General features: G+C 72.8%; 21 protein-coding genes. 9 read left to right on the top strand and 12 right to left on the bottom strand.

Translation table 11 applies throughout. The features are described 5' to 3' along the window. Nucleotides 1-3 precede the first annotated feature (3 nt). Nucleotides 4-474, top strand: a complete 471-nt coding sequence (purE, locus tag J2S41_RS30155) for a 5-(carboxyamino)imidazole ribonucleotide mutase (RefSeq protein ID WP_310376598.1) — start codon at nucleotides 4-6, stop codon at nucleotides 472-474. Here the strand turns inward: purE and J2S41_RS30150 are convergent. Beyond that, nucleotides 471-779 (bottom strand): STAS domain-containing protein, encoded by a 309-nt coding sequence (locus tag J2S41_RS30150; protein ID WP_310372713.1) that lies wholly within the window; start codon nucleotides 777-779, stop codon nucleotides 471-473. The genes purE and J2S41_RS30150 overlap by 4 nt on opposite strands. 188 nt (nucleotides 780-967) lie before the next feature. On the opposite strand from J2S41_RS30150, the gene J2S41_RS30145 reads away from it, so the two are divergent. Genes J2S41_RS30145 through J2S41_RS30135 form a run of 3 tightly spaced genes read left to right on the top strand, consistent with a single transcriptional unit; the run spans nucleotide 968 to nucleotide 4573 of the window. Continuing rightward, on the top strand, nucleotides 968-1909 hold the full coding sequence (locus J2S41_RS30145; RefSeq protein WP_310372712.1) for a helix-turn-helix transcriptional regulator: 942 nt from the start codon (nucleotides 968-970) through the stop codon (nucleotides 1907-1909). Between the two features lie 36 nt (nucleotides 1910-1945). After that, a complete protein-coding gene (locus tag J2S41_RS30140; protein ID WP_310372711.1) occupies nucleotides 1946-3775 on the top strand; it encodes a CheR family methyltransferase in 1830 nt (609 codons plus the stop codon). Nucleotides 3776-3835: 60 nt separating this feature from the next. Next, nucleotides 3836-4573 carry an STAS domain-containing protein gene (locus J2S41_RS30135; RefSeq protein WP_310372709.1) on the top strand — a complete coding sequence of 246 codons (738 nt, stop codon included), beginning with the start codon at nucleotides 3836-3838 and terminating at the stop codon, nucleotides 4571-4573. A 6-nt stretch (nucleotides 4574-4579) separates the two neighbouring features. Here the strand turns inward: J2S41_RS30135 and J2S41_RS30130 are convergent, their stop codons facing one another. From J2S41_RS30130 to J2S41_RS30120, 3 genes are all read right to left on the bottom strand, one after another. Further along, nucleotides 4580-5692 (bottom strand): sigma-70 family RNA polymerase sigma factor, encoded by a 1113-nt coding sequence (locus J2S41_RS30130; RefSeq protein WP_310372708.1) that lies wholly within the window; start codon nucleotides 5690-5692, stop codon nucleotides 4580-4582. Nucleotides 5693-5851: 159 nt separating this feature from the next. Then, nucleotides 5852-10759, bottom strand: coding sequence for an SCO7613 C-terminal domain-containing membrane protein (locus tag J2S41_RS30125; protein WP_310372704.1), 4908 nt, complete (start codon nucleotides 10757-10759; stop codon nucleotides 5852-5854). A 163-nt stretch (nucleotides 10760-10922) separates the two neighbouring features. Continuing rightward, nucleotides 10923-12350, bottom strand: coding sequence for a UDP-glucose dehydrogenase family protein (locus J2S41_RS30120; RefSeq protein ID WP_310372703.1), 1428 nt, complete (start codon nucleotides 12348-12350; stop codon nucleotides 10923-10925). Between the two features lie 140 nt (nucleotides 12351-12490). Between J2S41_RS30120 and J2S41_RS30115 the strand changes: the two genes are divergently transcribed. Then, nucleotides 12491-13654 carry an acyl-CoA dehydrogenase family protein gene (locus J2S41_RS30115; protein WP_310372702.1) on the top strand — a complete coding sequence of 388 codons (1164 nt, stop codon included), beginning with the start codon at nucleotides 12491-12493 and terminating at the stop codon, nucleotides 13652-13654. 293 nt (nucleotides 13655-13947) lie between these two features. Here the strand turns inward: J2S41_RS30115 and J2S41_RS30110 are convergent, their stop codons facing one another. From J2S41_RS30110 to J2S41_RS30095, 4 genes are all read right to left on the bottom strand, one after another. Then, nucleotides 13948-14262 carry a winged helix-turn-helix domain-containing protein gene (locus J2S41_RS30110; protein ID WP_310372701.1) on the bottom strand — a complete coding sequence of 105 codons (315 nt, stop codon included), beginning with the start codon at nucleotides 14260-14262 and terminating at the stop codon, nucleotides 13948-13950. Next, nucleotides 14259-14744: a hypothetical protein gene (locus J2S41_RS30105; RefSeq protein ID WP_310372700.1), complete on the bottom strand. Its 486-nt coding sequence runs from the start codon at nucleotides 14742-14744 to the stop codon at nucleotides 14259-14261. The genes J2S41_RS30110 and J2S41_RS30105 overlap by 4 nt, the downstream gene beginning before the upstream one ends. Nucleotides 14745-14884: 140 nt before the next feature. Further along, nucleotides 14885-15775, bottom strand: coding sequence for an SDR family NAD(P)-dependent oxidoreductase (locus J2S41_RS30100; RefSeq protein WP_310372699.1), 891 nt, complete (start codon nucleotides 15773-15775; stop codon nucleotides 14885-14887). A gap of 215 nt (nucleotides 15776-15990) precedes the next feature. Continuing rightward, a complete protein-coding gene (locus J2S41_RS30095; protein WP_310372698.1) occupies nucleotides 15991-17964 on the bottom strand; it encodes a SpoIIE family protein phosphatase in 1974 nt (657 codons plus the stop codon). A gap of 201 nt (nucleotides 17965-18165) precedes the next feature. Between J2S41_RS30095 and J2S41_RS30090 the strand changes: the two genes are divergently transcribed. From J2S41_RS30090 to J2S41_RS30080, 3 genes are read left to right on the top strand one after another with little or no spacing between them, the layout of a single operon-like run. Beyond that, nucleotides 18166-19413, top strand: a complete 1248-nt coding sequence (locus tag J2S41_RS30090; RefSeq protein WP_310372697.1) for an FAD-dependent oxidoreductase — start codon at nucleotides 18166-18168, stop codon at nucleotides 19411-19413. Nucleotides 19414-19421: 8 nt separating this feature from the next. Further along, complete coding sequence (locus J2S41_RS30085; protein ID WP_310372696.1) at nucleotides 19422-19895, top strand: MarR family transcriptional regulator; 474 nt, start codon at nucleotides 19422-19424, stop codon at nucleotides 19893-19895. Nucleotides 19896-19947: 52 nt separating this feature from the next. Further along, nucleotides 19948-21450: a sigma-70 family RNA polymerase sigma factor gene (locus tag J2S41_RS30080; RefSeq protein WP_310372695.1), complete on the top strand. Its 1503-nt coding sequence runs from the start codon at nucleotides 19948-19950 to the stop codon at nucleotides 21448-21450. A gap of 2 nt (nucleotides 21451-21452) precedes the next feature. On the opposite strand, the gene J2S41_RS30075 is transcribed toward J2S41_RS30080, so the two are convergent. From J2S41_RS30075 to J2S41_RS30060, 4 genes are all read right to left on the bottom strand, one after another. After that, nucleotides 21453-21899, bottom strand: coding sequence for a hypothetical protein (locus J2S41_RS30075; RefSeq protein ID WP_310372694.1), 447 nt, complete (start codon nucleotides 21897-21899; stop codon nucleotides 21453-21455). Continuing rightward, on the bottom strand, nucleotides 21815-22060 hold the full coding sequence (locus J2S41_RS30070) for a hypothetical protein (RefSeq protein WP_310372693.1): 246 nt from the start codon (nucleotides 22058-22060) through the stop codon (nucleotides 21815-21817). The genes J2S41_RS30075 and J2S41_RS30070 overlap by 85 nt, the downstream gene beginning before the upstream one ends. A 233-nt stretch (nucleotides 22061-22293) precedes the next feature. Continuing rightward, nucleotides 22294-23241, bottom strand: coding sequence for a helix-turn-helix transcriptional regulator (locus J2S41_RS30065; RefSeq protein WP_310372692.1), 948 nt, complete (start codon nucleotides 23239-23241; stop codon nucleotides 22294-22296). A gap of 20 nt (nucleotides 23242-23261) precedes the next feature. Next, nucleotides 23262-24221 carry a helix-turn-helix transcriptional regulator gene (locus J2S41_RS30060; protein ID WP_310372691.1) on the bottom strand — a complete coding sequence of 320 codons (960 nt, stop codon included), beginning with the start codon at nucleotides 24219-24221 and terminating at the stop codon, nucleotides 23262-23264. Between the two features lie 374 nt (nucleotides 24222-24595). Here J2S41_RS30060 and J2S41_RS30055 point away from each other — a divergent pair, with 374 nt between their 5' ends. Next, nucleotides 24596-24961, top strand: a complete 366-nt coding sequence (locus J2S41_RS30055; protein ID WP_510183742.1) for an STAS domain-containing protein — start codon at nucleotides 24596-24598, stop codon at nucleotides 24959-24961. Nucleotides 24962-24977: the final 16 nt, after the last annotated feature.

The raw sequence follows: 24977 nt of genomic DNA, 5'->3' as shown, positions 1-24977 counted from the left end.
ATCATGGGTTCGGACTCGGACTGGCCGACCATGCGGGCGGCGGCCGAGGCGCTGGACGAGTTCGGCGTCGCGCACGAGGTCCGGGTGATCTCCGCGCACCGCACGCCGCAGGGCATGCTCGACTACGCGACCGGCGCGGACGCCCGCGGCCTCAAGGTGATCATCGCGGGCGCGGGCGGCGCCGCCCACCTGCCCGGCATGGTCGCCTCCGCCACACCGCTGCCGGTGATCGGCGTGCCGGTGCCGCTGAAGTACCTGGACGGCATGGACTCGCTGATGTCGATCGTGCAGATGCCGGCCGGCATCCCGGTCGCCACCGTCTCCATCGCCGGTGCGCGCAACGCGGGCCTGCTCGCGGTGCGCATCCTGGCCGCCTCCGACGCGGCGCTGCGGGCGAAGGTGACCGAGTTCCAGGCCGGCCTGGAGGCCATGGTCGCGGAGAAGGACGCGAAGCTGCGCGCCTCGCTCGGCTAGCCGTTCCAGGACAGCGCCGCCCCCGCGCCGGTGGCGTCCAGGACGAACGCGACCACGCCGTTCGCGTGCAGCACGCGCAGGCCGCCACCGTGCGCCAGTGCCAGGTAGCGGCAGGCCATCAGCGTGCGGACCGCGCTGGCGTCGAGGTACGTGACGCCGCGCAGGTCGAGCGTGATGTGCGGGTGGCCGCGCGAGATCGCGTGGCGCACCGCGGCCGCGATCTCGTGGTGGTTGTCCCGGTCGAACTCGCCGACCGCCTCCAGACAGGCGGGTCCGTCACGGGTGAGGATGCGTGTCGTGGGCACGCTCTGATGCTGGCGAAGACACGCGGGCGTGGCTACCCCGCTGAGCGACGTCACGCGCGCTCACTGTGCTGCAAACGAAGCGCCGACCTCCTCACTCGATCGGATACCGGCCGGTCCGGCCGCGTTCTCCGGGCGCCCGCGTCGTTGAACCGATAAAGGGAGGCGTGTGTCGGAGACCGGAGACTGGCATGGTGACCGTGTTCGAGACCACCGACGCCGATGAGGCGTACGAGGCGCTGCGGCGAGCGTACGGGAAGCTGGGCATGCGGGCCGGGGACGGCGACCATTACGTCCGGCTCGGGCACCACTCGCTGGGCCCGGCGCGGCTGCACCGCAACACGTTCGGGATGACCGTCGACATGGAGGGCACGCCACAGGGCGCGGTCGTCCTCGGCCGGATCGGCGAGGGGCGCATCGCGCTGGACACCCCGGGCTCGGCGCGGCGCTTCGGCATGCCGGGGGAGGCGTTCGTGGTGCTCCAGCCGGGCGAGCCGCATCAGGCCCGCCTGGAGCGCGTGGACATCGAACTGGCGCTGCTCGACCAGGACCTGATCGCCGAGGTGTCGGACGCCGGGGACCGGCCGGTCCGGTTCCTCCACCACGAGCGGGTGCCCGCGCAGGGCGCGGCGCTGTGGGGCGCTACCTACGACTACGTGTCCGGCTGTGTGACCGGCACGCCGGAGGCGCTCGCCGAGCCGCTGGTCGCGGGCAGCATGGCCCGGCTGCTCGCGGCGACCGCGCTCTCCGTCTTCCCGAACGACGGGACGGCCGAGCCCACGATCGAGGACCGGCGGGACGCGCACCCGGCGTCGCTGCACCGGGCGATCGCGTTCATAGACGACAACGCGCACCGGGACATCACGCCGGCCGAGATCGCCGCCGCCGCGCACGTCTCGGTCCGGGCCGTGCAGCTGGCCTTCCGCCGTCACCTCGGCACCACGCCCCGCGAGTACCTCCGGCGCGTCCGGCTCGCGCACGCCCACCGCGAACTGCTGACCGCGGACCCGCGCGACACGACGGTCATGACGGTCGCGGGCCGCTGGGGCTTCGCGGACCACAGCCGGTTCACCGCCCACTACCGCGCGGAGTACGGCGTGATCCCCTCGCAGACACTCCGTCGTGCGGGCTGATCACCCGGCGTGCGGTAGCTTTCTCCGCATCGGGTAGTGGAGAGGCGTGTGATGGACCGGGCCGAGCGACAGTTCGAGGAGCTGCTCCTCTATCTGAAGGAGGCGCGCGGCTTCGACTTCACCGGGTACAAGCGGTCCAGCCTGGTGCGCCGGGTCGGCCGGCGGATGGCCACGCTCCAGATCGCGGACTACGCGGATTACGCGGATCACCTCCAGGTGCATCCGGACGAGTTCACCGCGCTGTTCAACACCATCCTGATCAACGTGACCTCGTTCTTCCGCGATCCGGAGGCGTGGGACAGCCTGCGCCGCACGGTGCTGGAGCCGATGGTGGCGTCGAAGGCGTCAGGCGCGCCGATCCGCCTGTGGAGCGCCGGATGCGCCTCCGGTGAGGAGGCGTACACGCTGGCGATGCTGCTCGGCGAGGTGCTCGGCCCGGACGAACTGCGTCAGCGGGTGAAGATCTACGCCACCGACGTGGACGAGGAGCAGCTCGACGAGGCCCGGCACGCGACGTACGACGCGGCGGCGCTCAAGGCGGTGCCACCGGATCTGGCCGCGAAGTACTTCGAGCCGGCCGGGCAGCGCTACCAGTTCCGGCCGGACCTGCGCCGCACGGTGATCTTCGGGCGCAACGACCTGGTGCAGGACGCGCCGATCTCCCGGATCGACGTGCTGACCTGCCGCAACACGCTGATGTACTTCACCCCGGAGACGCAGGCGCGGGTCCTGGGCCGGTTTCACTTCGCGCTGGCGGACACCGGCACGCTGTTTCTCGGCCGGGCCGAGACGCTGCGGCACCACAGCCCGCTGTTCCTGCCGACCGACGTCAAGCACCGGATCTTCCGTCGGCTGCCGCGGGTCGGAGCCGGGTACCCGGCGACGTCCATGACCTGGCAGAACGCGGTACGCGGAGACGAGCCGGTCGGCGTCGAGCAGATGCGCAACGCCGCGCTGCTGGCCAGCCCGGTCGCGCAGATCGTGGTCACCGCGGACGGGCTGGTCGCGCTCAGCAACCAGCAGGCCGAGCGGCTGTTCGGCGTGTCGTCCCGGGACGTGGGCCGGCCGTTCCAGGACCTGGACGTGTCGTACCGCCCGGTGGAGTTGCGCACCTACATCGAGCAGGCGCTGGCGGAGCGCCGGACCGTGCACCTCAAGGACGTGCGGCACCACTCGACGTACCTGGAAGTGCAGGTCACGCCGCTGCAGGAGGGGGACGCGGACCCGCTCGGCGTGGCGCTGGTGTTCCAGGACGTGACCGCGGCCCGGAAGCTCCGCGACGATCTGGAGACCGCCAACCGGGAGCTGGAGACGGCGTACGAGGAGCTCCAGTCGACCAACGAGGAGATGGAGACCACGAACGAGGAGCTCCAGTCGACGGTCGAGGAGTTGGAGACCACGAACGAGGAGCTCCAGTCCACCAACGAGGAGCTGGAGACCACGAACGAGGAACTCCAGTCCACCAACGACGAGCTGCAGAACGCGAACGAGCGGCTGCGGCGCAGCAGCGCGGAACTGGACGGGGCGAACGCGTTCCTGGACGCGATCCTGTCCCACCTGCGCGCCGGCATCGTGGTGGTCGACCAGAGCCTCCAGATCCGCGCCTGGAGCCGGCAGGCGGAGAACCTGTGGGGCCTGCGCTCGGACGAGGCGATCGGCGAGCACCTGCTCAACCTCGACATCGGGTTGCCGGTCGACCGGCTGCGGCCGCTGATCCGGCTGGCGCTGAGCGGGGAGGCGGAGCCGGGAGAGATACGGCTCGACGCCGTCAATCGCCGTGGACGGCAGATCACCGTACGGGTAGCGTGCAGTCCCATGCTCGACGAGGGCGCGGCGATAGGTGCCATCCTCGTCATGGAGGAGTAGGGCCTTTTGAACGCCACCGGACGGGGTACTCGGCCATGATCCCACACGGAGGATGCGGCTGTGCTGACCTGGACCGTCGATCCGAACGAGAGCCGTGCCGTGGTCACCCTGCGCGGTGACCTGTCGGTGGGCGAGACCGGCCGGTTACGTACCGCGCTGCTCAAATGCCTGGCGGAACAGCCCGAGGCGCTGCTCGTGGACCTGTCCGGCCTGCGGGTGCTGGAGCCACACGCGCTGAGCGTGTTCACCGCCGTGACCCGGCAGGCGGCGACCTGGCCCGGCATGCCGGTGCTGCTCTGCGGCTCGGCGCCGGCCACGGCCGAACTGCTGGCCGGTGGCGGGTTCGGCAAGCTGTCCGTCACGGCGGATCTGGCGGAGGCGCACGCGCTCCTCGACGCCGGCGGCTCCGGGATGCAGATGATGGCGGACGACCTGCTGCCCATCCGCGGCGCGGCCCGGCACGCGCGCGACGTGGTCACCGACGCATGCGCCCGGTGGTCGCTGCCGCACCTGGTCGCGCCCGCGACCGTGATCGCGGGCGAGATGGTGGCGAACGTGATCGACCACGTCGGGACGATGATGACGCTGCGCGTCTCGCTGCGGTCGCGGTTCCTCTACGTGGCGGTCCGGGACGGCTCGTCGGAGCCGCCGACGCCGCTGCGGCCGCCGTTCCGTCCCGGTGCCGGGCTGGCGCTGATCCACGCGTCCGCGACCCACTGGGGCTGGATGCCGGCCGCTGACGGCAAGGTGGTCTGGGCGGCGCTGTCCCTCCGGGGCGACGCCGGGTCCGACGTCTGACCGGGCTCAGGGGCGGAGCAGGAAGCCGAGGCCGGTCGCGGTCATCAGGTGGGCCAGGTGCGGCGTCACGCCGGTGACCCGCAGCTCCACCCGCCGGCCGAGCGCGGCCGTGTGCACCGCGGCCAGCGCGCGCAGGCCGGCCGCGTCCATCGACGGCACGCCGCACAGGTCCACCACCAGCCGGCGCGGGTGCCCGGCGCAGAGCGCGGACAGCAGCCGGGCCTGGAGATCGGCCGCGCCGTCCCGGTCGACCTCGCCGTGCACGTAGGCGTGCCGCGTCCCGCCCGGCTCGTTGTGCAGCACTACCCGCGCCTCGGGCTCGTCGGTGGCGCCCGGCCACGGCGGCACGACGTCGCTGAGCAACGCGGTCCGCAGCCAGGCGAGCGCGCGGGCGAGCAGCCGGGAGACCTGCATCTGCGAGATGCCGAACTGCTCGGCGATCTCGGCCTGGGTCAGGTTGCCCCAGTAGCGCAGCGCCAGCAGCCGGCGATCCCGCTGCGGCAGGCGTTGCAGCAGCCGCTTCATCGCGGCCCGGTCGTCGACCGCGGCCAGCGACGGGTCCGGCGCGCCGAACAGGTCGCCGAACTCGATCTCCTCCTCCGCGGTCAGCTGCCGGTTGAGCGAGATCGGCAGGTACGCGGCGAGCGACATGCGGGCGGCGCGCACGTCCGCCTCGCCGACCCCGAGGAAACCGGCCAGTTCCTCGTCCGTGGGAACGCGCGCGTACCGGGTGGACAGCGTGCCGGTCGCGCGATTCAGGCCGACGCCGAGATCCTGCAGGCGGCGGGGCACGTGCACGCCCCAGGTGTGGTCCCGGAAGTGCCGGCGCAGCTCACCCCGTATCGTCACCACGGCGAACGCGGTGAACGAGCCGCGGTCGGCGTCGTACCGGTCGACGGTCTTGACCAGGCCGATCCGGGCGACCTGGTCGAGGTCCTCGGCGGGCTCGCCGCGGCCGTAGTAGCGGCCGGCCAGGCGACCGGCGAACGGGAGCGCGTCGCGGATGAACTCCTCGCGGAGCCGGCGCCGCTCGGCGTCGGACGCGGCGGCGCCCCGCTGCTGGACGTAGCGCTCCGCGCGCACGTCGAGATCGTGATCCACGCTGGTCTGCTCGAGCATCGCGCCTCGTCCCCTCGCGCCGGAGAGCCGGTGAGTTATCCGAGAACCTAGTCCTCGCGCCGCCGATCCGGTGCCGTTTCCCCTATCGAGACCAGCCCGCGCCGAAAGCGACCAGTCCGGACCGTCCCACCGCGGAACCGGAAGCGGATGCGGGAACGCCTACCGCATGCGGCCGAGGTTGCCGCGGAAGGCCATGGCCCGGCGCCGGTTCTCGTTCGTGGCGCCGAGGATGAGCAGCAGAAGCCCGACCGGCACCAGTACCAGCCAGGCGCTCACCAGCGTGATGACGAAGTGCAGCGTGGCGATGGTGGTGACCACCGCGCCGATGATCAGCGGCGCCTGCTGCTGGTAGCGGGAGCCGACGACCAGGCAGACCAGCGCGCCGATGAGCAGCGCGATCTGCCGGACGCCGGTCGTCTCCCGGGAGATGACCAGCACCAGCGTGGGCAGGAACGCGGCGATCAGCGCGGGACCGTACGCGTACCAGCTGCTCAGCTCCTCCCGGCGGCGGGACTCCAGCCAGCCGATGAGCAGCGCGAGCGCGGCGAAGGGCAACGTGTACGCCTCCGGGAGCGCCACGTCCGCGACCACCATGAGCAGCAGCCACGCGCCGACCTCCAGGCCGACCGAGATCCAGAACAGCATCCGCCGCTCGGACTCGGCGCGCGGCCGGCTGGACGCGAGGCCGAGCACCGCGCCCCAGGCGGCCAGCAGCGCCGCGACGTGCGGTGCGGAGTCGAAGGCGAGCGCCAGCGCCAGCACCGCGGCCGCGTATCCGGTCCACTCGACCGCGTACGCCTCCCGCACCGCGCGCGGGTCGCGCAGGCGCGGCAGCATCGCGCTGGCGATCAGCAGCGCGGCGCCGACCGCCAGCACGCCGAACGCGGCCCAGTAGCGGTCCCGGCCCGCGGTCAGCACCAGCGTCACCACGAACAGCTGCGCCATGATCGCGCCGAACAGCCAGCCGAGGATGCGGGAGATCTCCACCCGGCCGCCGAGCGCGGCGACCAGGCCGACGCCGACCGCGGCGCCCAGCGTGAACAGCGTGAGCGGCCGGGTGGCGAGCGCGCCGGCCAGCCCGGCGCCGCCGGCCAGCATGCCGATGACGAACACCAGGATGCGGGACGCGCGCAGCGGACGCGCCGCGGCCGTGTAGAGCGTGGGCGTGAGCGCCAGGCCGAGCATGGAGATGGTGAAGACCGCCAGCGCGGCCGTGGTCGCGGTCGGCCAGTTGTAGTCCAGCGCGACCGGCGCGATGAGGATCGTCGCGGCCAGGCCGGGCAGGATCACGGGTACGGACAGCAGCGGCCGGTCGCCGCTGAAGCCCAGCGCGGCGAGCGTGGCGACGCCGGTGAGCAGCAGCGCGGCCAGCACGCTGGTGGCGTCCAGCGGCCGGTCCGGCAGCGGGTCGAGCAGTGCGGCGACCGGGCCGCCCCAGATCGACTGGAGCTGCTGGTACGGCGTGACCAGCGCGGCCATCAGGTACGGCAGGATCAGCACCACCGCGATGATCGCCGGCAGCGCGCCCGCGTAGAGCGCGCCCATCGCCGGGCTGACCGTCCACCGGCGGCTCACGGTCATCGCCCGGGCGAAGATGTCCTGGAACCGGCCGCTGGCGCTGGGCGACCACCGCTGTGCCGTGGTGACCACCCGCGCGGGCGGGTTGGTGCCGCCGCGCAGCAGCTCCGCCAGCACGCCGAGCAGTGCCGCCGCGGCGGCGTAGAGCGCGGCCGGGTGGTCGGTCGGCAGCGAGGCCAGCGCCGTGATCGTGGCGCCGCCGGTGAGGCCGATCGTGGTGTACGGCAGGTACTGCGGGATGTCGCGCCCGATCGTGGCCAGCACCGCGAGCCCGAGCGCGGACCCGGCCAGCGCGGAGAGCAGCACCACGTCCACGTCACGGCCGAGGTGCGCGGCGAACGAGGCGAACACACCCGGCGCGGCCAGCAGCGCGGCCCCGGCCCCGGCGCCGCCGATCAGTGGCAGGTGCCGTGGCAGGTCGATCCGCCCGGCCTCCAGGTCGCCGACCGTGGCGCGCGCGGCCCGTACCCGCCGGGCGAGCGGGCCCTGGTCACCGGCGAGCGTGGCGACCAGCACGCCGATCGCGGCGATCATGGCAAGCGCGGCGGCGGTGGTCCACGGGCGCACCACGCTGGCGGCGGCCGCGTGCAGCGCGACCACGATCGCGGCGGTGAACCGGGCGTACCCGGCGGACGGCACCGTGGTCAGCACGGCCGCCACGCCGTAGATCAGCGCGACCAGCCCGCCGACCACGATCGGCGACCACCAGGGCCAGCCGAGCGCGGCCGGCGCGGAGACGGTGGCCAGCGCGACGCACCCGGCGGCCGCGTTGTAGGCCAGCGGCCGGTTGAGCGCGAGCGCCGCCGCGCCCGCCAGCATGAGCAGCGCGATCGGCACCTCGGCGCCGCCGGTGGAGGGCGAGGTGGTCCACGTGGTCAGGTCCGCGTCCCAGAGCGAGCCGGAGATCGCCAACGCGCGCAGGCCGGCGCCGATCGCCAGGTATCCGGCGATCGCGGCCACGACCGCGCCGGCCACCGTGACGCCGGCGGTGGGGCCGCGCCGCCAGTCGGCCGGCAGCAGCCAGGCGCCGGCCGCGACGATCAGCACCATCAGCGCGGCGACCGCGAGCTGCGAGTCCGGGAACGCGATCGCGCCGACCCGGGCGAGCGCGCCGATGACCGCGACGGTCGCGGCGGCCGCGGCGACGTCCGCGCCGTCCAGGACCATGTCCGACCGGCGGTTGGAGTCTATCTGCGGGGTGAGGAACAGCAGCACGGCCGCGACCAGCAGCAGCGCGCCGACCAGCATGTCCGCGGCCGAGGCGCCGTTGGCGCCGAACGACGCGGCAGCGACCGCGAGCGCGCCGAGCCCGGCGCCGACCGTGACCGGCAGGCTGATCGCGCGCTGCGCCACCTGGTTGACCGCGGCGTAGCCGAGCGTCATCGACACGGCGAGAAAGCTGGCGGCCAGGATCGGCAGCGCGGCGTCCGGGTCCTCGGGCACGGAGACCGCGGCCACCGCGGCGGCGACCGCGCCGGGGAACGCGAACGCGGCGCCGCCCTTGGCCCAGTCGCCGATCACCCAGGCGAAGAGGCGCTCGCGCGGGATGAGCTGCGAGCCGACCGCGATCATGACGCCCGCGCCGGCCAGCGCGGTGAGCACGGCCGCGGTCAGCCACGGGCGGGACACGGCGGCGCCCGCACCGGCGATGCCGACCACGGCCGCCGCGATGACGTGCGCGTACGCGCCGTTGCGGGTGCGCGCGGCGAGCCCGGCCAGGCCGATGCCGATGGCGCCGACCACCAGCGGCCAGGGTGCCTCCGACCAGGGCAGTTCCAGCGACGCGGGCACGGTCAGCGCGGTCACGGCCACACCGGCGACCGCGCTCTCGTAGCGGACCTCCGCGGGCAGCGCCAGCGCGGCCGCGATCGTGATGAACAGCGCGCTCAGCGCGAGCTGCCAGTCCGGATTGCCGGCCAGGTCGGTCAGCCGCGCCGCGTACGTCGTCAGGTCCGTGGCCCACGGCGGCAGCGCGGCGCGGACCGGCGCGACCGCGGCCGGGATCGCGGCGATCGCCACCACCAGTGTGAGCACGGTCAGCGCCACCGCGGACGCCAACTGCGGGCCGCGGCGCAGGTGGGCCGGGAGCATCCGGACGCCGACGCCGGTCAGCGCGACCGCGGCCGCGATGGCGACGAGCGCGCGCCCGGGCACCGCGACCGCCGCGATCCGCGCGATCGCGCCGATCACCGCGAGCGTCATCGCGCCGGCGGCCAGATCGCGCAGACCGGGGCGGCGCAGCAGCATCGCGCCGGCCAGCCCGGCACCGGCGGAGAGCAACAGCACCAGGGCCGAGCGGTACGCCGCGGGCGCGGTGTCCGCCCGGAGCACCGCGACGGTGGCGAACAGGACCGCGACCACCACCGCCACGCCGAACAGCGCCCAGATCAGCTCCGTCAGGTAGCGGGCGGACGGCGGCGCGGTGCGCGGCATCCGCTCCGTCTCCGCGGTCAGGACCGCGTCCGGCTCCTCCTCGTCGCCCTCGGGCCGCGCGCCCGGCCGGCGCGGCGGCGGCACCGTGACCGTGCGGCCGCGCGGCCAGCTCGGGGCCAGCGTGCCGAACCGGAGCAGCACCCGGGTGAGCGCGAGGTCGAGCAGCGCGACCAGCGTGAAGACCAGCGCCCAGGCGGTGGCGCTGTTGCCGGCGGTCTGGGACAGCAGCAGCGGCAGCACCGGCTGGAGCGCGAGCACCATCGCGTACCGCGGGGTGGCCAGCGCGGTCATGCCCGCGTACGCCGCGGCGACGCCGGCGGTGACCGCGAACGTCACGCCCAGGAAGAACTCGTCGGCCACCGTGCTGCCGCCGAGCGCCTGCACCTCGTGGATGGCGTAGCCGCCCAGCGGAACCAGCACGATGCCGATCGCGGAGATCGTCTCGGCGGTGGAGCTGAGGCCGCGCCGTTCCACCACCGGCGCGAGCGCGAGCATGGCCAGCGCCGCGAGCAGCAGGATCGCCACCCGCGCGACGGAGTCGACGTTGCCGATCGCGACCGCGACGAACACCACGGCCGCCGTGCCGAGCACCAGCCAGGCGAGGCCCAGGATGAGGTTCTGCACGGAGCGGGACGAGGTCTCCGCGTGCTCCGGCATCGGCTCCTCGTCCAGCGGTACGACCCGGGGGCGGCTGCCGGGCGGCGGCGGAGGCGGAGGCTCGTCCATCACCGCGGTGCGCGCGCCCGCCATGGGCGACGCGGCGGGCCGGACCGTGCGGCGCCGGGTGCGGCGGCTCTGCCCGCGCGCCTTCTCCTGCGCCTTCTCCCGGACCGTGTTGGCGGCGCGCAGCGTGTCCCGCTGGAACATGGCGGTGTTCAGATCCGCGGCGAGTTGCGCGCGCTCCTTGGCGAGCTTCATGTCGCGCTGCTTCAGCTCCGCCATGGCGGCGTCTATCCGGGCGATCTCCTCCTGGAACGTGTTGATGTGCCCGCAGTAGGGGCAGCGCACCGCCGGGTTGATCTGCCGGCCGCAGGAAGCGCAGGGATAGGTTGCCATGCGTCACCCTCCACGTTCACTTCCGCGATCGCCCTCATAGGAAGCATGCCGAAACGACCCTGCGGTTGGGTAGCCCCGGCGATCTATTTCCACGCGGGCGGGCACGGAAACGGCCGGGGTCCTCGCGGAACCCCGGCCGTCCGGTGGTGAATCGTGACGCGCGTTACGGGCGGCCCATGCCCCGGTACTCCCAGCCGGCCGCGGTCCACACCGTGCTGTCCAGGCAGTTCCGGCCGTCGATGACCTTCTTGCCCCGGGCGATCTCGCCGAGCGCGACCGGGTCGGCGTTGCGGAACTCGGCCCACTCGGTCAGCACGCAGACCAGGTCCGCGTCCTGCACCGCCGCGGTCATGCTGTCCTCGTAGGTGACCGTGGGCAGCGCGCGGGCGGCGTTCTCGTTGCCCTGCGGGTCGTACGTGTGCACGTCCGCGCCAGCCTTGCGCAGCAGCGCCGCGACCGCGAGCGCCGGAGCGTCGCGTACGTCGTCCGAGTTCGGCTTGAACGTGGCGCCGAGCACCGCGATCTTGGTGCCGGACAGGTCCGGGCCGGCCGGGCCGAAGCGGCGGCCGAGCAGGTCGGCCGCGACCTGCAGCACCTTGGTGCGGCGGCGCAGGTTGATCAGGTCGACCTCGTGCAGGAAGCGCAGCGCCTCGCCGGCGCCCAGCTCCTGCGCCCGCGCCTGGAACGCGCGGATGTCCTTCGGCAGGCAGCCGCCGCCGAAGCCGACGCCGGCCTGGAGGAAGCGGTTGCCGATGCGCGGGTCGTACCCGATCGCCTTGGAGAGCTGGGTGACGTCGCCGCCGGCGACCTCGCAGACCTCGGCCATCGCGTTGATGAACGAGATCTTGGTGGCCAGGAACGCGTTCGCCGCGACCTTGACCAGCTCGGCGGTGGCGAAGTCGGTGACCACCATCGGAACCTCGCGGTCCTCCGTGGCGGCCAGGTCGAAGACGCCCTTGTGCGCGGCGAAGAGCATGCTGTTCGCCCAGTCGGTCTTGACGCCGACCACGATGCGGTTCGGGCGGAGCACGTCCTCGACCGCGAAGCCCTCCTGGAGGAACTCGGGGCTCCAGGCGACCTCGATGCCGAGGTCCGGGTCGGCGTGCTTGCCGACCAGCTGCTCGATCCACTCGGCGGTGCCGACCGGGACCGTGGACTTGCCCACGATCAGCGCCTTGCGGGACATGTGCTGCGCGAGGCCGGTCACGGCGGCCTCGACATAGGAGAGGTCCGCGCCCATTCCGTCGGCGCGCTGCGGGGTGCCCACGCAGATGAAGTGCACGTCACCGTGCTCGGCCGTCTCGGCGTAGTCGGTGGTGAACCGCAGTCGGCCGGAGGCGAGGTTGCGACGCAGCAGCTCGTCCAGGCCGGGCTCGTGGAACGGCACCGAACCGGCGGACAGCTTTGCGATCTTGGCCTCGTCCACATCGAAGCCCACCACCTCGTAGCCCAGCTCCGCGAAGCAGATCGCGTAGGTGGCGCCGAGGTAGCCCGTGCCGAGGAAGGTCAACCTCGGTCGCGGCGCGCCGGACGGCGGGGTCACCGGGGCGATCGCTTGCACGGACTGGCTGGTGGGGTAGGGGATCGTCACGCCTTTTCTCCGCTCACAGCATGTTTCGGCCTTGGGCGCAGGCGACAATAGTCAGAGTTCCTACGCGTCGGTAACAAGGATCTGAATGACGGTCGGTATCCTCGCATCCGCGCAGGTCGCTAGCAAAGGGAAGGGCCGCAATGTCGACAATCCCATCGTTCGATGCGTTCCAGCTCTCCGAAGATCATGATGCGGTACGTGAAGCGGTTCGCGCGGTGTGTGACGCCAAGGTCGCCCCAAATGCCGCCGAAGCGGACGAAAAGGCCGAGTTCCCGGTGGCTTCCTACGACGCGCTGCGGGCCGCGGATTTTCACGCACCTCACATCCCGGAGCGCTTCGGCGGGGCCGGCGCGGACGCGCTCGCGACCGCCATCGTGATCGAGGAGGTGGCCCGCGCCTGCGCCTCCTCCTCGCTGATCCCGGCCGTGAACAAGCTCGGCACCATGCCGTTGCTGCTGGCAGGCTCGCTGCCGCTGCAGGAGCGGTACCTCCGCCCGGTCGCCGCCGGGGAGGCGATGTTCAGCTACTGCCTCTCCGAACCCGAGGCGGGCAGCGACGCCGCGTCGATGACCACCCGCGCCGAACGTGACGGCGATCACTATGTGCTCAACGGCGCCAAGCGGTGGATCACGAACGCGGGCGTCTCTGACTTCTACACGGTCTTCGCGGTGACGTCCCCCGCCGACCGCTCCCGCGGCATCTCCGCCTTCGTCGTGGAGAAGGCGGACAACGGCGTGTCGTTCGGCGCGCCGGAGAAGAAGCTCGGCATCAAGGGCTCACCCACCCGCGAGGTCTACTTCGACAACGTGCGCATCCCCGCCGACCGCATGATCGGCGACCCCGGCACCGGCTTCGCCACCGCCATGCGCACGCTCGACCACACCCGCGTCACCATCGCCGCGCAGGCCGTCGGCATCGCCCAGGGGGCACTGGACTTCGCGCTCGGGTACGTCAAGGAGCGCCGCCAGTTCGGCCGCCCGATCGCCGACTTCCAGGGCCTCCAGTTCATGCTCGCCGACATGGGCATGAAACTCGAGGCGGCCCGCCAGCTCACCTACGTCGCCGCCGGCAAGTCCGAACGCGGCGACGCCGACCTCACCTACTTCGGCGCCGCCGCCAAGTGCTTCGCCTCCGACGCCGCCATGGACATCACCACCGACGCCGTCCAACTCCTCGGCGGCTACGGCTACACCCACGACTACCCCGTCGAACGCATGATGCGCGACGCCAAAATCACCCAGATCTACGAGGGCACGAACCAGGTGCAGCGGATCGTGATGTCGAGGCAGCTGCTCAAGGGCTGATCAGGCGGTGTTTCGGCAGGTCAGCACTGTTGCCGCATCGGTGCTGACCTGTTGACCGCGGTTGGTCACGACGCGGTCCCTGGTTTCCGGGGGCCGCGTTTTGGATTTCCTTCCGGGCGTAGTCCGGGCGGAATTGGCGGGTGTGCCTCTTTACCGCACAGCCTGCCCGACGACCTCGGGGGCATTGGCGCGCATGCAATCGCGCGGTGTGAAAAGGCGACGGCTGCGCGGGTCCGGCGATCGGGGAGGAGGTTGGAACGCACACCGCCCCGATGCGGCGAAGCGGCGAGGGCTTACGGTGCCGGCTCGTCGAGGGCCGGGTCGATCAGCGCGCGTAACGCGGCGATGTGTGCGCGGAGGGCGGTGCGGCCGCCTTTTGTGAGGGACAGCCAGGTTCGGGGGCGGCGACCGACGTAGCCCTTGCGCTGGGAGAGATATCCGGCGGCTTCCAGTGCGGCTGCCTGTTTCGACAGGGCTGAGTCGCTCAGATTGCTGAGATCGCGCACGGTGGCGAACTCCATCTCCGCGGAAGGCGCCAGGACGGCCATGATCGCCAGCCGAGTGTTCGTATTGATGATTGGGTTGAGGTCTGGGCGGGTGGAACTCACCACTGCCCCGTCCGGACCCGCTCGTAATAGCGAGCGCTGATATGCGCGGCCGTCAGGCGTATGGCCAGAACGAAAACCACACCGAACGCCAGCCCCGCAAGGGTGAACGGCATCGGCGATCCAGCACGCTGAAGGCCGATGCCGAGGAGGCTGGCGGCGACGTAGAGCAGGGCGAGGCCGGCGAAGAAGCCGACCTTCAGTGCTCGGCTGTAGGCTGCGCTCCGCGGTCGGGCGCGATTCCAGGCGACGCGGCCGGCAGCGAACCAGGCGATTGCTGCGGTGCCGACGACGGCCGTACGAATGAACCAACCGCCCTGCTCGGCTCGGAACGGCATGTCGTACGCCGCGCCGAATGCCATGGCCAGCGCGCATGTCAGCAGCAGGTACCAGCCGGGGAGTCGTGGCTGTGCGGCTTCGGCACCTTTGCGCATCAGGTAGTCGATGTCGGTCGATGTTGTGTCGTTGTCGCGCGGATGGCCCATGAGTTCTCCTCGACTCGGCGCAATCCTTCCTCCCATCCTATCGAAGAATACTTTCCAAAGGGAAAGGGCGAATTCGCGGTACACGAGAAGGCCGCCCTCGCTGGGGGAGCTGTTTCGCCCGCGCCTGCCCCGGCCTGCCGTTAGGACACTGTCAGCGGTGCGTGACGCTCGCTCAGCCGGCGCACGGCCGCAACGATGTCCGGCTGCGTCGATGGCCGGAACGGCGCCACCGGCCGCCCGTCCGCGCCGATCACCACGCCGGTGCGGCCCTCGAGGGTCGCCGCGGTGGCGGCGACGATCGACGGCCGGGCGGCCACGGACGCCGGGCCGACGGTCGACCGGGCGAACTTGCGCCGCACCAGCGGCCACAGCAGGCGCAGGCCCGGCGAGACGATGCGCGGTTCGTCCATCGTGCCGTTGGTCATGCCGGTCGCCGCGCCGCCGGGGTCGGCGGCGAAGACCGACACCCCGGAGCCGTCCAGCCGTGCGGCCAGATCGAGGGTGTATGCCAGGTTGGCGAGCTTCGCACGGCCGTACCAGTGAAAGCCGTAGTAGCCGCCGGGTGGCTCGACCGCGTCGAAGACGCGCTTGGCCACACCGACCGCGCCCGAGGTCACGTTCACGATCCGGCTCGGCGCGCCGCTCGACAGTGTGGGCAGGAGCAGTTCGGTCAGCAGGTACGGGGAGAGGTGGTTCACGACGAAGGATGCCTCGACCCCGCCGGCGTCCCGGCGTTCGGCGAACATCGCACCGACGTTGTTGACGAGCACCTTCAGCGGCCTTCCGGGTGCGGCGTGCTCGGCGGCGAGGTGGGCGGCCAGGGCGCGGACCTCGCCGAGCGAGGAAAGATCGGCGGGCAGGAAGCGAGCCGGGTGTGCCGGTGCCGCCGCCGTGATCCGCTCGACCGCCCGCGCTCCCCGGCCGGCGTCGCGGCCGACAACCGTGACGGCGAAGCCGGCAGCCGCCAGCCCGAGCGCCGTTTCCAAGCCGATGCCGCCGGTGCCCGCCGTAACGATCGCATGGTGTCGCACAGTCTCATCCCCAAAACGGATAGGTAATCCACTTCAGCGAAGCGTAGCAGATAAGTGGATTACTCATCCGTTTTGGTGGCGCGCGGGCTTCGCGTCCGGACATGCGGCCGTTCGATGGCCGATGTGCACGCGCCCACCCAGCTGCCGCACGGCGGCGACGCCACCGGCACCATCCGCCGAGCGGCGACGCCGTTTCCCGGCAACGGCTGACCCGGCTACGGGGTGTGCGGGTCCTCTGTCAGGTGCGGCAGGCCGACGAGGGTGAGGATCACGTCGGCGGGGGTGGCGGTGGGGGCGTACCACCACAGGGTGGTGCCGTTGACCTGGTGTTCGGCGGCCAGCCGGTGGAAGGCGGCGACGCCGGCGCTGGCCAGGTGGGTGACGCCGGTCAGATCGACGGTGAGGTCGGTGGTGCCGGCGGAGCCGGCCGTGCGGACGGCGATCTCCACGTGAGCGCTGGTGGTGGCGTCGATCGGCCCGTCGATGCGGATGCGGGGGGAGGGCGCCCACGGCTGGTCGATGACGATGAGCGGGTCGGCCTGGCCGGGCGGGGTGACGGGTCGTCCGGAGAACAGCTGTTCGGTGGTCAGCAGGTGCGCCGGGCGGGTGAGCGTGTGCGTGAGGACGGCCGTGGTGCCGTGGTCGTCGTGGTGCAGGTGGAGTCGGTCGACCAGTGCGGTGGCCAGTTGCAGGCCGAGCCCGCGGTCGGCGGACGGGCGGGGTTCCCGCCAGGTGCCGTGGTCACGCACCCGTGCCTCGAGGCGGCCGTCCGGCCGTACCGTCAGGGTGATCTCGCAGGTCGCGTCGTCGTCGGCCCGGTCGAGGTAGGCGTGGTCGAGGCTGTTGGTGGCGAGTTCCGCCACCGCGTGCCGGATCGCGCCGGCGTCCTGGTCGCCGGCGCCGCAGGTGCTCAGCCAATCGCTGAGCCGTGTCCGCAGCTGTCGTAGCTGGTCGTCCTGGTGGAGCGCCAGGGTCATGCGCAGGGGTGCGGGCGGGTCGACGCGGCGGGCGGCGAGCAGCGTGATGTCGTCGGTGTGGCCGGTCATCCGGGTCAGCACCTCCACGGTCTGGATGGTGATCCGCTCGGCGGTCGGCAGCGCGTCGTCGCGCAGCACCCGGTTCGCGGCGGCGTCCGCGGCCACCTGTGCGAGCTCGACGCTGGCCTGGGACAGCGGGCGTCCCGGGCGTTCCAGGACGCCGTCGGTGTACAGCAGCACGGCGGCACCGGGATCGAGGGTCGCCGTGCCGGTCGTCTCCGCGCCGAACGAGGCGCCCACGCCGAGTGGGCGGGCGCCGGTGGCCGGCAGGAACGCGCCGTCACCGCCGGCGGGCAACAGCAGCGGCGCCGGGTGACCCGCGGTCACATAGGTCATCGCGCCGTCGGCCGGATCGAGCACGGCCACGCACACGGTGGCGGCCCGCGCGCCCGGGATCCAGCCCGCGGCGGTGTTCACGGCGTTCACCGCGACCAGCAGGTCCCCGGTCGACAGCAGGCGCTCGCGCAGCAGCACCCGCAGCTGCCCCATGGTCGCGGACGCGGCCAGCCCGTGCCCGACCACGTCGCCGACGACCAGCGCCACCCGCCCGTCGGTCAGCACCACCGCGTCGAACCAGTCTCCGCCCGCGGCGGTGTCCGCGTCCGCCGGCAGGTAGCTGCCGGCCACTTCCAGGCGGGGCAGCACAGGAAGGCTCGGCGGCAACAGCTGCTGCTGCAACGCGCTGATCACGTCGAGTGCGCGGGCGTAGCGCCGCTCCGCCTCGATCGCGCGCTCCTGCTCGGCCATGCGACGCCGGACCTGGTCGGTGACGTCGATGCCGATGGCCGTGATCCCGGCTACGGCGCCGTCCGCGTCCCGGTACGGCTCGATGACGAAGTCCAGGTAGTACTCGCGGCGCGTGTCACCCGGGTCAGCCACCTGGAACCGCCATTCCCGCCCGGTCTGCGCCTCGCCGGTCGCGAAGATCTTCTCCACCATGGGGCTGATCCGCTGCGCCGCGAACTCCGGGAACAGCTCGTGGTAGGTGCGGCCCACCACGAACTCCCGGCCGACGAACGCGCGGAACGCGGCGTTGGCCGCGATCACCCGTAGCTCCGGGCCCTCGTAGGAGGCCACCAGCAGGCTCAGCGAGTCGAACCTGTCCCGGATCGTCCTGGCGTCCCCGACTCGCCGGTCCGCGTCGTCACCCATGGCTCGCACCTCGACTCTCCGCAGCGCCACCGTTGCCCGGCGTCCATGTACCTACAGCCGATCAACGATTCAGGCATGGTGTGCGGCCTCCGTCGCGCCGCGGCGTCTCCGGAACCGCGTGCGGGAGGCCGATGGTGACCGGGACTCACCCGATGGTGTCAGTGGGCTTGTCGACATCATCTTAATTATTAAGATAATTTCATGAGTATATCGACCGACTTCTCGGTGGCGATCGTGGGCGCCGGCCTCTCCGGGCTCTGCCTCGCCCAGCAGCTGGTGCGCGCCGGCATCGACGTGCACGTCTATGAGCGGGACCCGGGCCCGTTCGTCCGGCGGCAGGGCTACCGGATCATCCTGGACCGGTACGGGCTGGAGGCGCTGCGCGCGAGCCTGCCCCGCCCGCTGTACCGGCTGGCGCTGGCCACCGGCGACGAGCCCGGCGGGCACCTGCGCTTCACCGACAGCCGACTGCGGGACGCGTTCACGATCAACTTCAAGGATGAGCCGTACGCGACGCGCCAGGTCGATCGGCTGACGCTGCGCTCGATCCTGATGTCCGGGCTGGAGGAGCGCATCCACTACGGCAAGGCCGCGGTCGCGCTGGAGGACGGCGGCCCGGCGGGGCTACGGCTCCGGTTCAGCGACGGCCGGTCCGCCGAGGCGACCGTCGTGGTGGGCGCGGACGGCGTCGGCTCCGCGCTGCGTGAGCAGATCATGCCGGGCGCGGACCCGGAGAACAGCCCGATGGCGGGGATCTACGGGCGGTCGCCGCTGCGGCAGGACGGCGCGAGCGTCATTCCGGAGGCGTTGCGTACCAGCGGGGTCCTGGCCCTCGCCGACGAGCCGGGCCGCGCGTTCTTCTTCACCTCCATGCGGTTCGGCGAGAGCCCACGGGACGCCTTCCCCCGCCTGGCCCCGGACAGCTACGCGCCGACCGGCGACGACTACGTCATGTGGGGGCTGCTGCTGCGGCAGGAGGAGGTGCCGATGGGCGTGCGCGGCGACCTGCTGGCGATGCGCGAGCTGGCCGCCCGGCGGAGCGCGGACTTCCATCCGCTGGTCCGGCGGCTGGTCGACACGGCCGAACTGGACGCCACGGTGCTCAACCTGTTCGCCACGGGCCGGCGCCCACGGCAGTGGGCGGTGCCCCGGGCGACGATGATGGGCGACGCCGTGCACGTGATGCCGCCGTTCGGCGCGCACGGCGGCAACACCGCTCTCCGCGACGCCGCGCTGCTCGGCCGCCGGCTGGTCGAGGCCCGGGCGAACGGCACGCCGGTGGAGGAGGCGATCGCCGGCTACCAGGACGAGATGGTGCCCTACGCGTTCCGCGCGGTCGACACCGCGGCCCGGCTGATGCGCCGCCTCACCGGGGGCGCGGCCGCACCGCACTGGGTGCTCACCCGCGTGCTACCTCGGCTGCACCCGGTGACCGTACCGGAGGCATGATTGCGGGCATGTCCCACGAGCCGGCCCGGGCGTCCGCGATCGCCGACCTGATGCGCGCCGGGCGGGAGATGTCGCGACTGTCCATGGTGTTCCGGTACGCGATCGCGGGGCGGCTCGGCCTGACCGTGAGCGACCTGGAGTGCCTGGACTTCCTGGCGGACGCCGGCTCCGCCACGGCCGGGCAGGTCGCCCGGCGGACGAACCTGACCACCGGCGCGGTGACCAGCATGCTCCGCCGGCTCCAGCAGGCGGGCTACGTGACGGCCGAGCGCGATCCGGCGGACCGGCGCCGGGTGATCGTCACGCTGCGGCCGGAACGGGCCGCCGAGCTGGAGCGGCCGTACGAGCGGTTCGCCGAGGGGACCGAGCGGCTCGTCGAGGGCTACAGTGCCGAGGAGGTCACGCTGCTGGTCCGGCACTACGACCGCATGCAGGCGATGTACCGCGCGGAGCTGGACCGCCTCCGCGGCGACGACACCTGACCCCGCACGTCCCGGCTCCCGGGATCGGAGAAGGCACGACAGAATCACCACGGTGAAGCGGGAGCGGGTGATTCGTACGGACGACACGGCTCTGGTCGTCGCGGCGCAGGCCGGCGACCGGCGGGCGCTGGACGAGCTCGTCTCGGCGTCGCTGCCGATGGTCTACTCCCTGGTGGGCCGGGCGATGAACGGCGAGCCGGACGTCGAGGACGTGGTCCAGGACGTGATGCTCCGCGCGCTGCGGCAGCTCGGGCAACTGCGCGCGCCGGAGAGCTTCCGGTCCTGGCTGGCGGCGATCGCGGTCCGCCAGGCCGGCACCCACCTCCAGCTCACGAGGCGGTCCGGGCAGCGGACCACACCGGCCGCGGAACCGCTGGAGGAGGCGGAGCCCGATCCCGGCTTCGAGGACGAGACGCTGCTGCGCGTGGAGCTGTCCGCGCAGCGCCGCCAGGTGCAGCGCGCGAGCCGGTGGCTCGACCCCGACGACCGGGTGCTGCTGTCACTGTGGTGGCTGGAGGTCGCGGGCGAGCTGACGCGCGCGGACCTGTCGGCGGCGCTGGGCGAGAGCGCGGCTCACGTCGGGGTGCGGGTGCAGCGCATGCGGGCCCAGCTGGAGGTGAGCCGGTCGCTGACGGCCGCGCTCGACTCCGGGCCGGCCTGCGCGCGGCTGCGGGCGGCGGCGTCCGAATGGGACGGCGTGCCGAGTCCGCTGTGGCGCAAGCGACTCACGCGGCACGTGCGTACCTGTGCGGTGTGCGCCGGCGCGTCCGCCGAGCTGATCGCGCCCGACCGGCTGCTGCCGGGAATGGCCTGGCTGCCCGTCCCGGCCACGCTCGGCGCCGCGGTGCTGGCCAAGAGCGCGGGTACGACGGCCGCGGTCAAGGCCGGAATCGTCGTGCCGCTCGCGCAGTGGGCAGCGGCGCATCCGATCGCCGCGACCGTCGCGGCCGGGGTGCTGGCCGCGGGGGCCACCGTCACCACCACGCAGCTGACCCAGGCGCCACCGCCGGCGATCAGCGCCGCCGATCCCGCGGCCACCGGGACCGGCGCGACCACCGCCGGTCCGCCGGCCGCGGTCCCGTCCGGGTCCGGCACGCCCACCGGGGCTCCCTCGGCGCTGCGCCCGGGGCCGGTGTCGCTGGAGGCGGCGAACGTGCCCGGCCGCTACGCGGCGGTCTCCGGGACCGTCGCGGTGCTGGCGGCGACCGGGCCCGGAGGTGACGCCGCCGCGCGGCGATCCGCGACGTTCGAGGCCACGACCGGCCGGGCGGACCCGGCGTGCCTCTCGTTCCGCATCCCGGACGGCCGATATCTGCGGCACCTGACCTGGCGCGTCCAGCTGAGCCTGGACAACGGCACCGAACTGTTCCGCGGCGACTCCACGTTCTGCGTCCGGCCGGGAGCCACCGACGGTTCCGTGACGCTGGAGTCGGCCAACTATCCCGGCTGGTTCCTGCGCCACCGCGACGGCGAGCTGTGGGTCGACCAGTCGGACGGCAGCGCCACGTTCCGTGCCGACAGCTCCTTCATCGTCCGGGCCCCGCTCGCGGAGTGAGGTCAGCCGGCGCTCAGCGGCCGGTCCCTGAGCTGCCGGCGGGCTTCGATCAGCTCGGGCAGCGTGCCGCCGACGTGGAACAGCTCGCCGTCGTCCAGCACCCGGCGGGCCGCGGCCAGCGCGGCGGGATAGTCGCCGAGCCCGTTGTGCAACAGGGCCGTCGTCCAGTTGAGGTTGGTGACCCGGCCGCCGGGCTGAGCGGACTCCGCCGCGGCGACGGCCCAGAACAGGGGCAGTGCCTCCGTGGCGCGCCCGCGCAGCGCGGCCAGGAGCAGCCGGCAGTACACGAGCGGGGCGTCCCCGACCGCGTCGGCGATCGCCTCCTCCTCGGCGATCGCCGCGACGGCCCGGCCGAGGTCACCGGTCAGAGCGGCGTCGCACGCCTTCTGGCCGAGACCGAGCCGGAGCAGGCCGGCGAGCCCGCGTCGCGCCCGGACTTCTCCAGCCACGCGGCGATCGCGGCATGCGTGTGGAAGTCCCAGAGCTCGCCCGGCAGCATGGTGGCGAGCGCGGGACGCCGGGTCCACCACGGCTGGCCCGCGGTGCCGGCCAGCGTGCCGAACAGCGGAACCGCGCCGCGCGGCCCCTCCGCGGCCAGCCGGATCAGCACGTCGAGGACGTCGGTGGAGGTGCCGGCCGGCGCGGGCGAGCTGGAGTCCGTCGAGCGCGGCGGTGGTCAGCGTGGTGAGCAGGTCCGCCGCGATGTCCAGGCAGCCCGCGTCGAGCAGGGCCCCCCGGTACGGCGGGATGGTCTGGGCATGATGCTCCTTCGCGGTCGGCGGTTACCGGCCCAGCCTCGTGCCGGTGCCCGCCTCCGCGCGTCGGCACATCATGCCTAGACCGTCACCCGCGGAGGGTGCGGCTGGGCGGTACGCCGTACACGGCCCGGTACTGCTGGGTGAAGCGGGTGTGGGTGAAACCCCAGCGGGCGGCGATCGCGCTGACCGTCTCCCCGTCGCCCGCGGTCGCGGCGCGCAGCTCGCTGTGGGCGCGATCGAGCCGGACCCGGCGCAGGTAGCCGAGGGGCGTGGTGTCCAGGTGCCGGCGGAAGGCGAGTTGCAGCGCGCGCGGCGTGACATAGGCGGCGCGGGCGATGTCGGCCAGCGTGATGTCGAGGTCGGCGTTGGACTCGATGTACGCGACGGCGCGGCGCAGCGTGCTCGGCGTGCCGTCGGAGCTGTCGGTGGCGGTGGCGTCGCCGACGGCCGTGTTCGGGTACGCCTGGAGCACGCCGGCCGCGAGGAACTGGCTCACGGCCGAGGCCAGCAGCGGTGTCGCCGGGCTCGGTGGCGCGGCCATCACCTCGTCGCGGGCGTATGCGATGGCGCGCTGCAGGCGCAGATGGGCCTGCCGGGAGATCGGGCGGTGGTCGAGGATGCGCACCGGTTCCGCCGTGCCGTCCCCGGTGGCCGCCACCCGGTCCAGGACGGCGGGACCGAGCAGGGTGAACCGTAGCGCGCTCGCGTGTGCCACGCCGGAGTAGGGCAGGCCGGGCCGGCTGATCAGGAACTGGTCACCGGGACCGAACGTGTCGGCGGACCCCCCGTTGTCGCTGCGGATGGTGTTGGACACGACGTCACAGACGATCAGCACGTCCGGCGGCTCGGCCGCGTACCCGATGTCGAAGCTGTAGTCGAGATCGTCGAACGCGACCTCGGCGGTCAGCGGCCGCCGGTCGATGCGCGCGCGGGTGCGCTCGCCCACCGCGCCGATGTGCATCCTGGAGTAGATCCTGCTGACGAACGCCTCCACCTCGCCCAGGTCCTGACTGTCGAACGTCTCCATCTGCATGGTGCACCTCCTTCCGGCGGTCATCCGTGCAGCGTGCGGCGGGGGGCCGTGCCGTACTGCCTGCGGTAGAGGCTGGTGAACCGCGCCACGGTGTGGAAACCCCAGCGCGCGGCGATCTCCTCGACGGTCGTCCCCGAGCCGGGGGCGGCGGCCCGCAGATCGCGGTGGGCGCCGTCCAGCCGGACCTGGCGCAGGTACGCCATCGGCGTGATGCCGCGGTGCCGGCGGAACGCGGCCTGCACGGCGCGGCCGGTGGTGCTGGCCGCGGCCGCGATGTCGGCCACCGTGATCGGCTCCGCGGCGTGGGCGTCGACGTAGGCCGTGGCGCGGCGCAGCGTGGCCGGGTGCGCGTCGTGGTTGTCCCCGGCGGTCGGCAGGAGCAGCGCGTTGTTCGGGAAGACGCTGAGCACGACGGACGCGGCGAGCTGTGACGCGGTGGAGACGGTCAGCGGCGAGTCCCGGGCGACCGGATCGGTCAGGACGTGATCATGCAGGTACCGGACGGCGCTGCGCAGCCGCTGCGCGGACGCCCGGGAGACGGGCCGATCGCCGGTGATCCGGACCGGCTCCGGCCGGCGGCCGGGCGCGGCGGCGGCCACCTGGTCCAGCAGCTCCGGATCGAACATGAGCAGGTCGTAGTGGGCGCCCTTGATGACGCCGGCGTAGGGCCGGTCGTGCGGTGAGTACATGAACACGTCCCCGGCGGCGAACCGGCCCTCCATCCCCTCCGGGAAGTACCGCCGGACGACGCCGCCGCTGCGCACGCTGCACAGGCACACCTTGCCCATCGGCACCTCGGCGTCGTGGGCCAGGTCGAAGTTGAAGGTCAGCTCGTCGACCCACAGCGATCCGGCGGCCTCCCGGGTCACCTGGGCCCTGGTCCGCTCAGCCTGCCCGCCGAGGCTCATCTTGGTGTAGGCCATGCTGAGGAACTCCTCGGTCTGGCCCAGGTCCGTGCTGTCGAAATGCAACGAGCTCATCAGCTTCTCCACTCACATCGCCTGGTACGGGCGATGGGTTCGCTGGATGCCCCGACGGTAACGCTGACACCCGCGGATCCGAAGCAGGCCGCCACGCCGGGCCGGCGAATGACCCGAACGGGTGGGCGACTTCGTTCTTGGTGCCATTCAGAGCCTACTCGCTTCGCTTTCGGCGTTGTCCGGGCTTCGCCGGACTTGAAATCCTGGCATCGGAGCGGTTGCGTGGACCGCGTCGGCAGGCTGCGGAGACCGGGCAGGGGTGGACGATCCGGTGTTCGAGGGGGCGAGCGGACTCGGCACGGCACGGCTCCAGGCGCCGGTTGGCTCCTTCACACCGCGAGGGGTAGGCGGCCGGCGGACCCGACAGGACTGCCATGCCAGACTCACGTGCCCTCAGCTTCAGCTCCGCGGGATACCCCGTTCCGAATCTGACGTGGACCAGCGTCGATTCGGACGGAGACCGGGTGACGATGTCCTTCACGGGAGACCTCGACACCGACACCGCGCAGGAGTTCTCGGCGGCGGTGCTCCGCACGGTCGACGCCCACCGCGAGCCGTCGGTGCGGATCGACCTGGCGGATGTCGACTTTCTCGCCGCCGCGGGCGTGCGCGCGCTGCGGCACTGCCAGCAGTATGCGACCGGGCAGGGACGCCGGCTGGTCGTCTGCAACCCACAGCCGTCCGTACGGCATGTCCTGGAGATCGCCGCCGCGCTCGACCTGCTGGAGACCGCCGGCTGATCATGCCGCGCCGGTC

The sequence above is a fragment of the Catenuloplanes atrovinosus genome, from assembly GCF_031458235.1.
GTDB classification, from domain to species: Bacteria; Actinomycetota; Actinomycetes; order Mycobacteriales; family Micromonosporaceae; genus Catenuloplanes; species Catenuloplanes atrovinosus.
The sequence above is the reverse complement of the archived record's forward strand: the minus strand, read 5'-3'. Positions and strand labels throughout refer to the sequence as shown.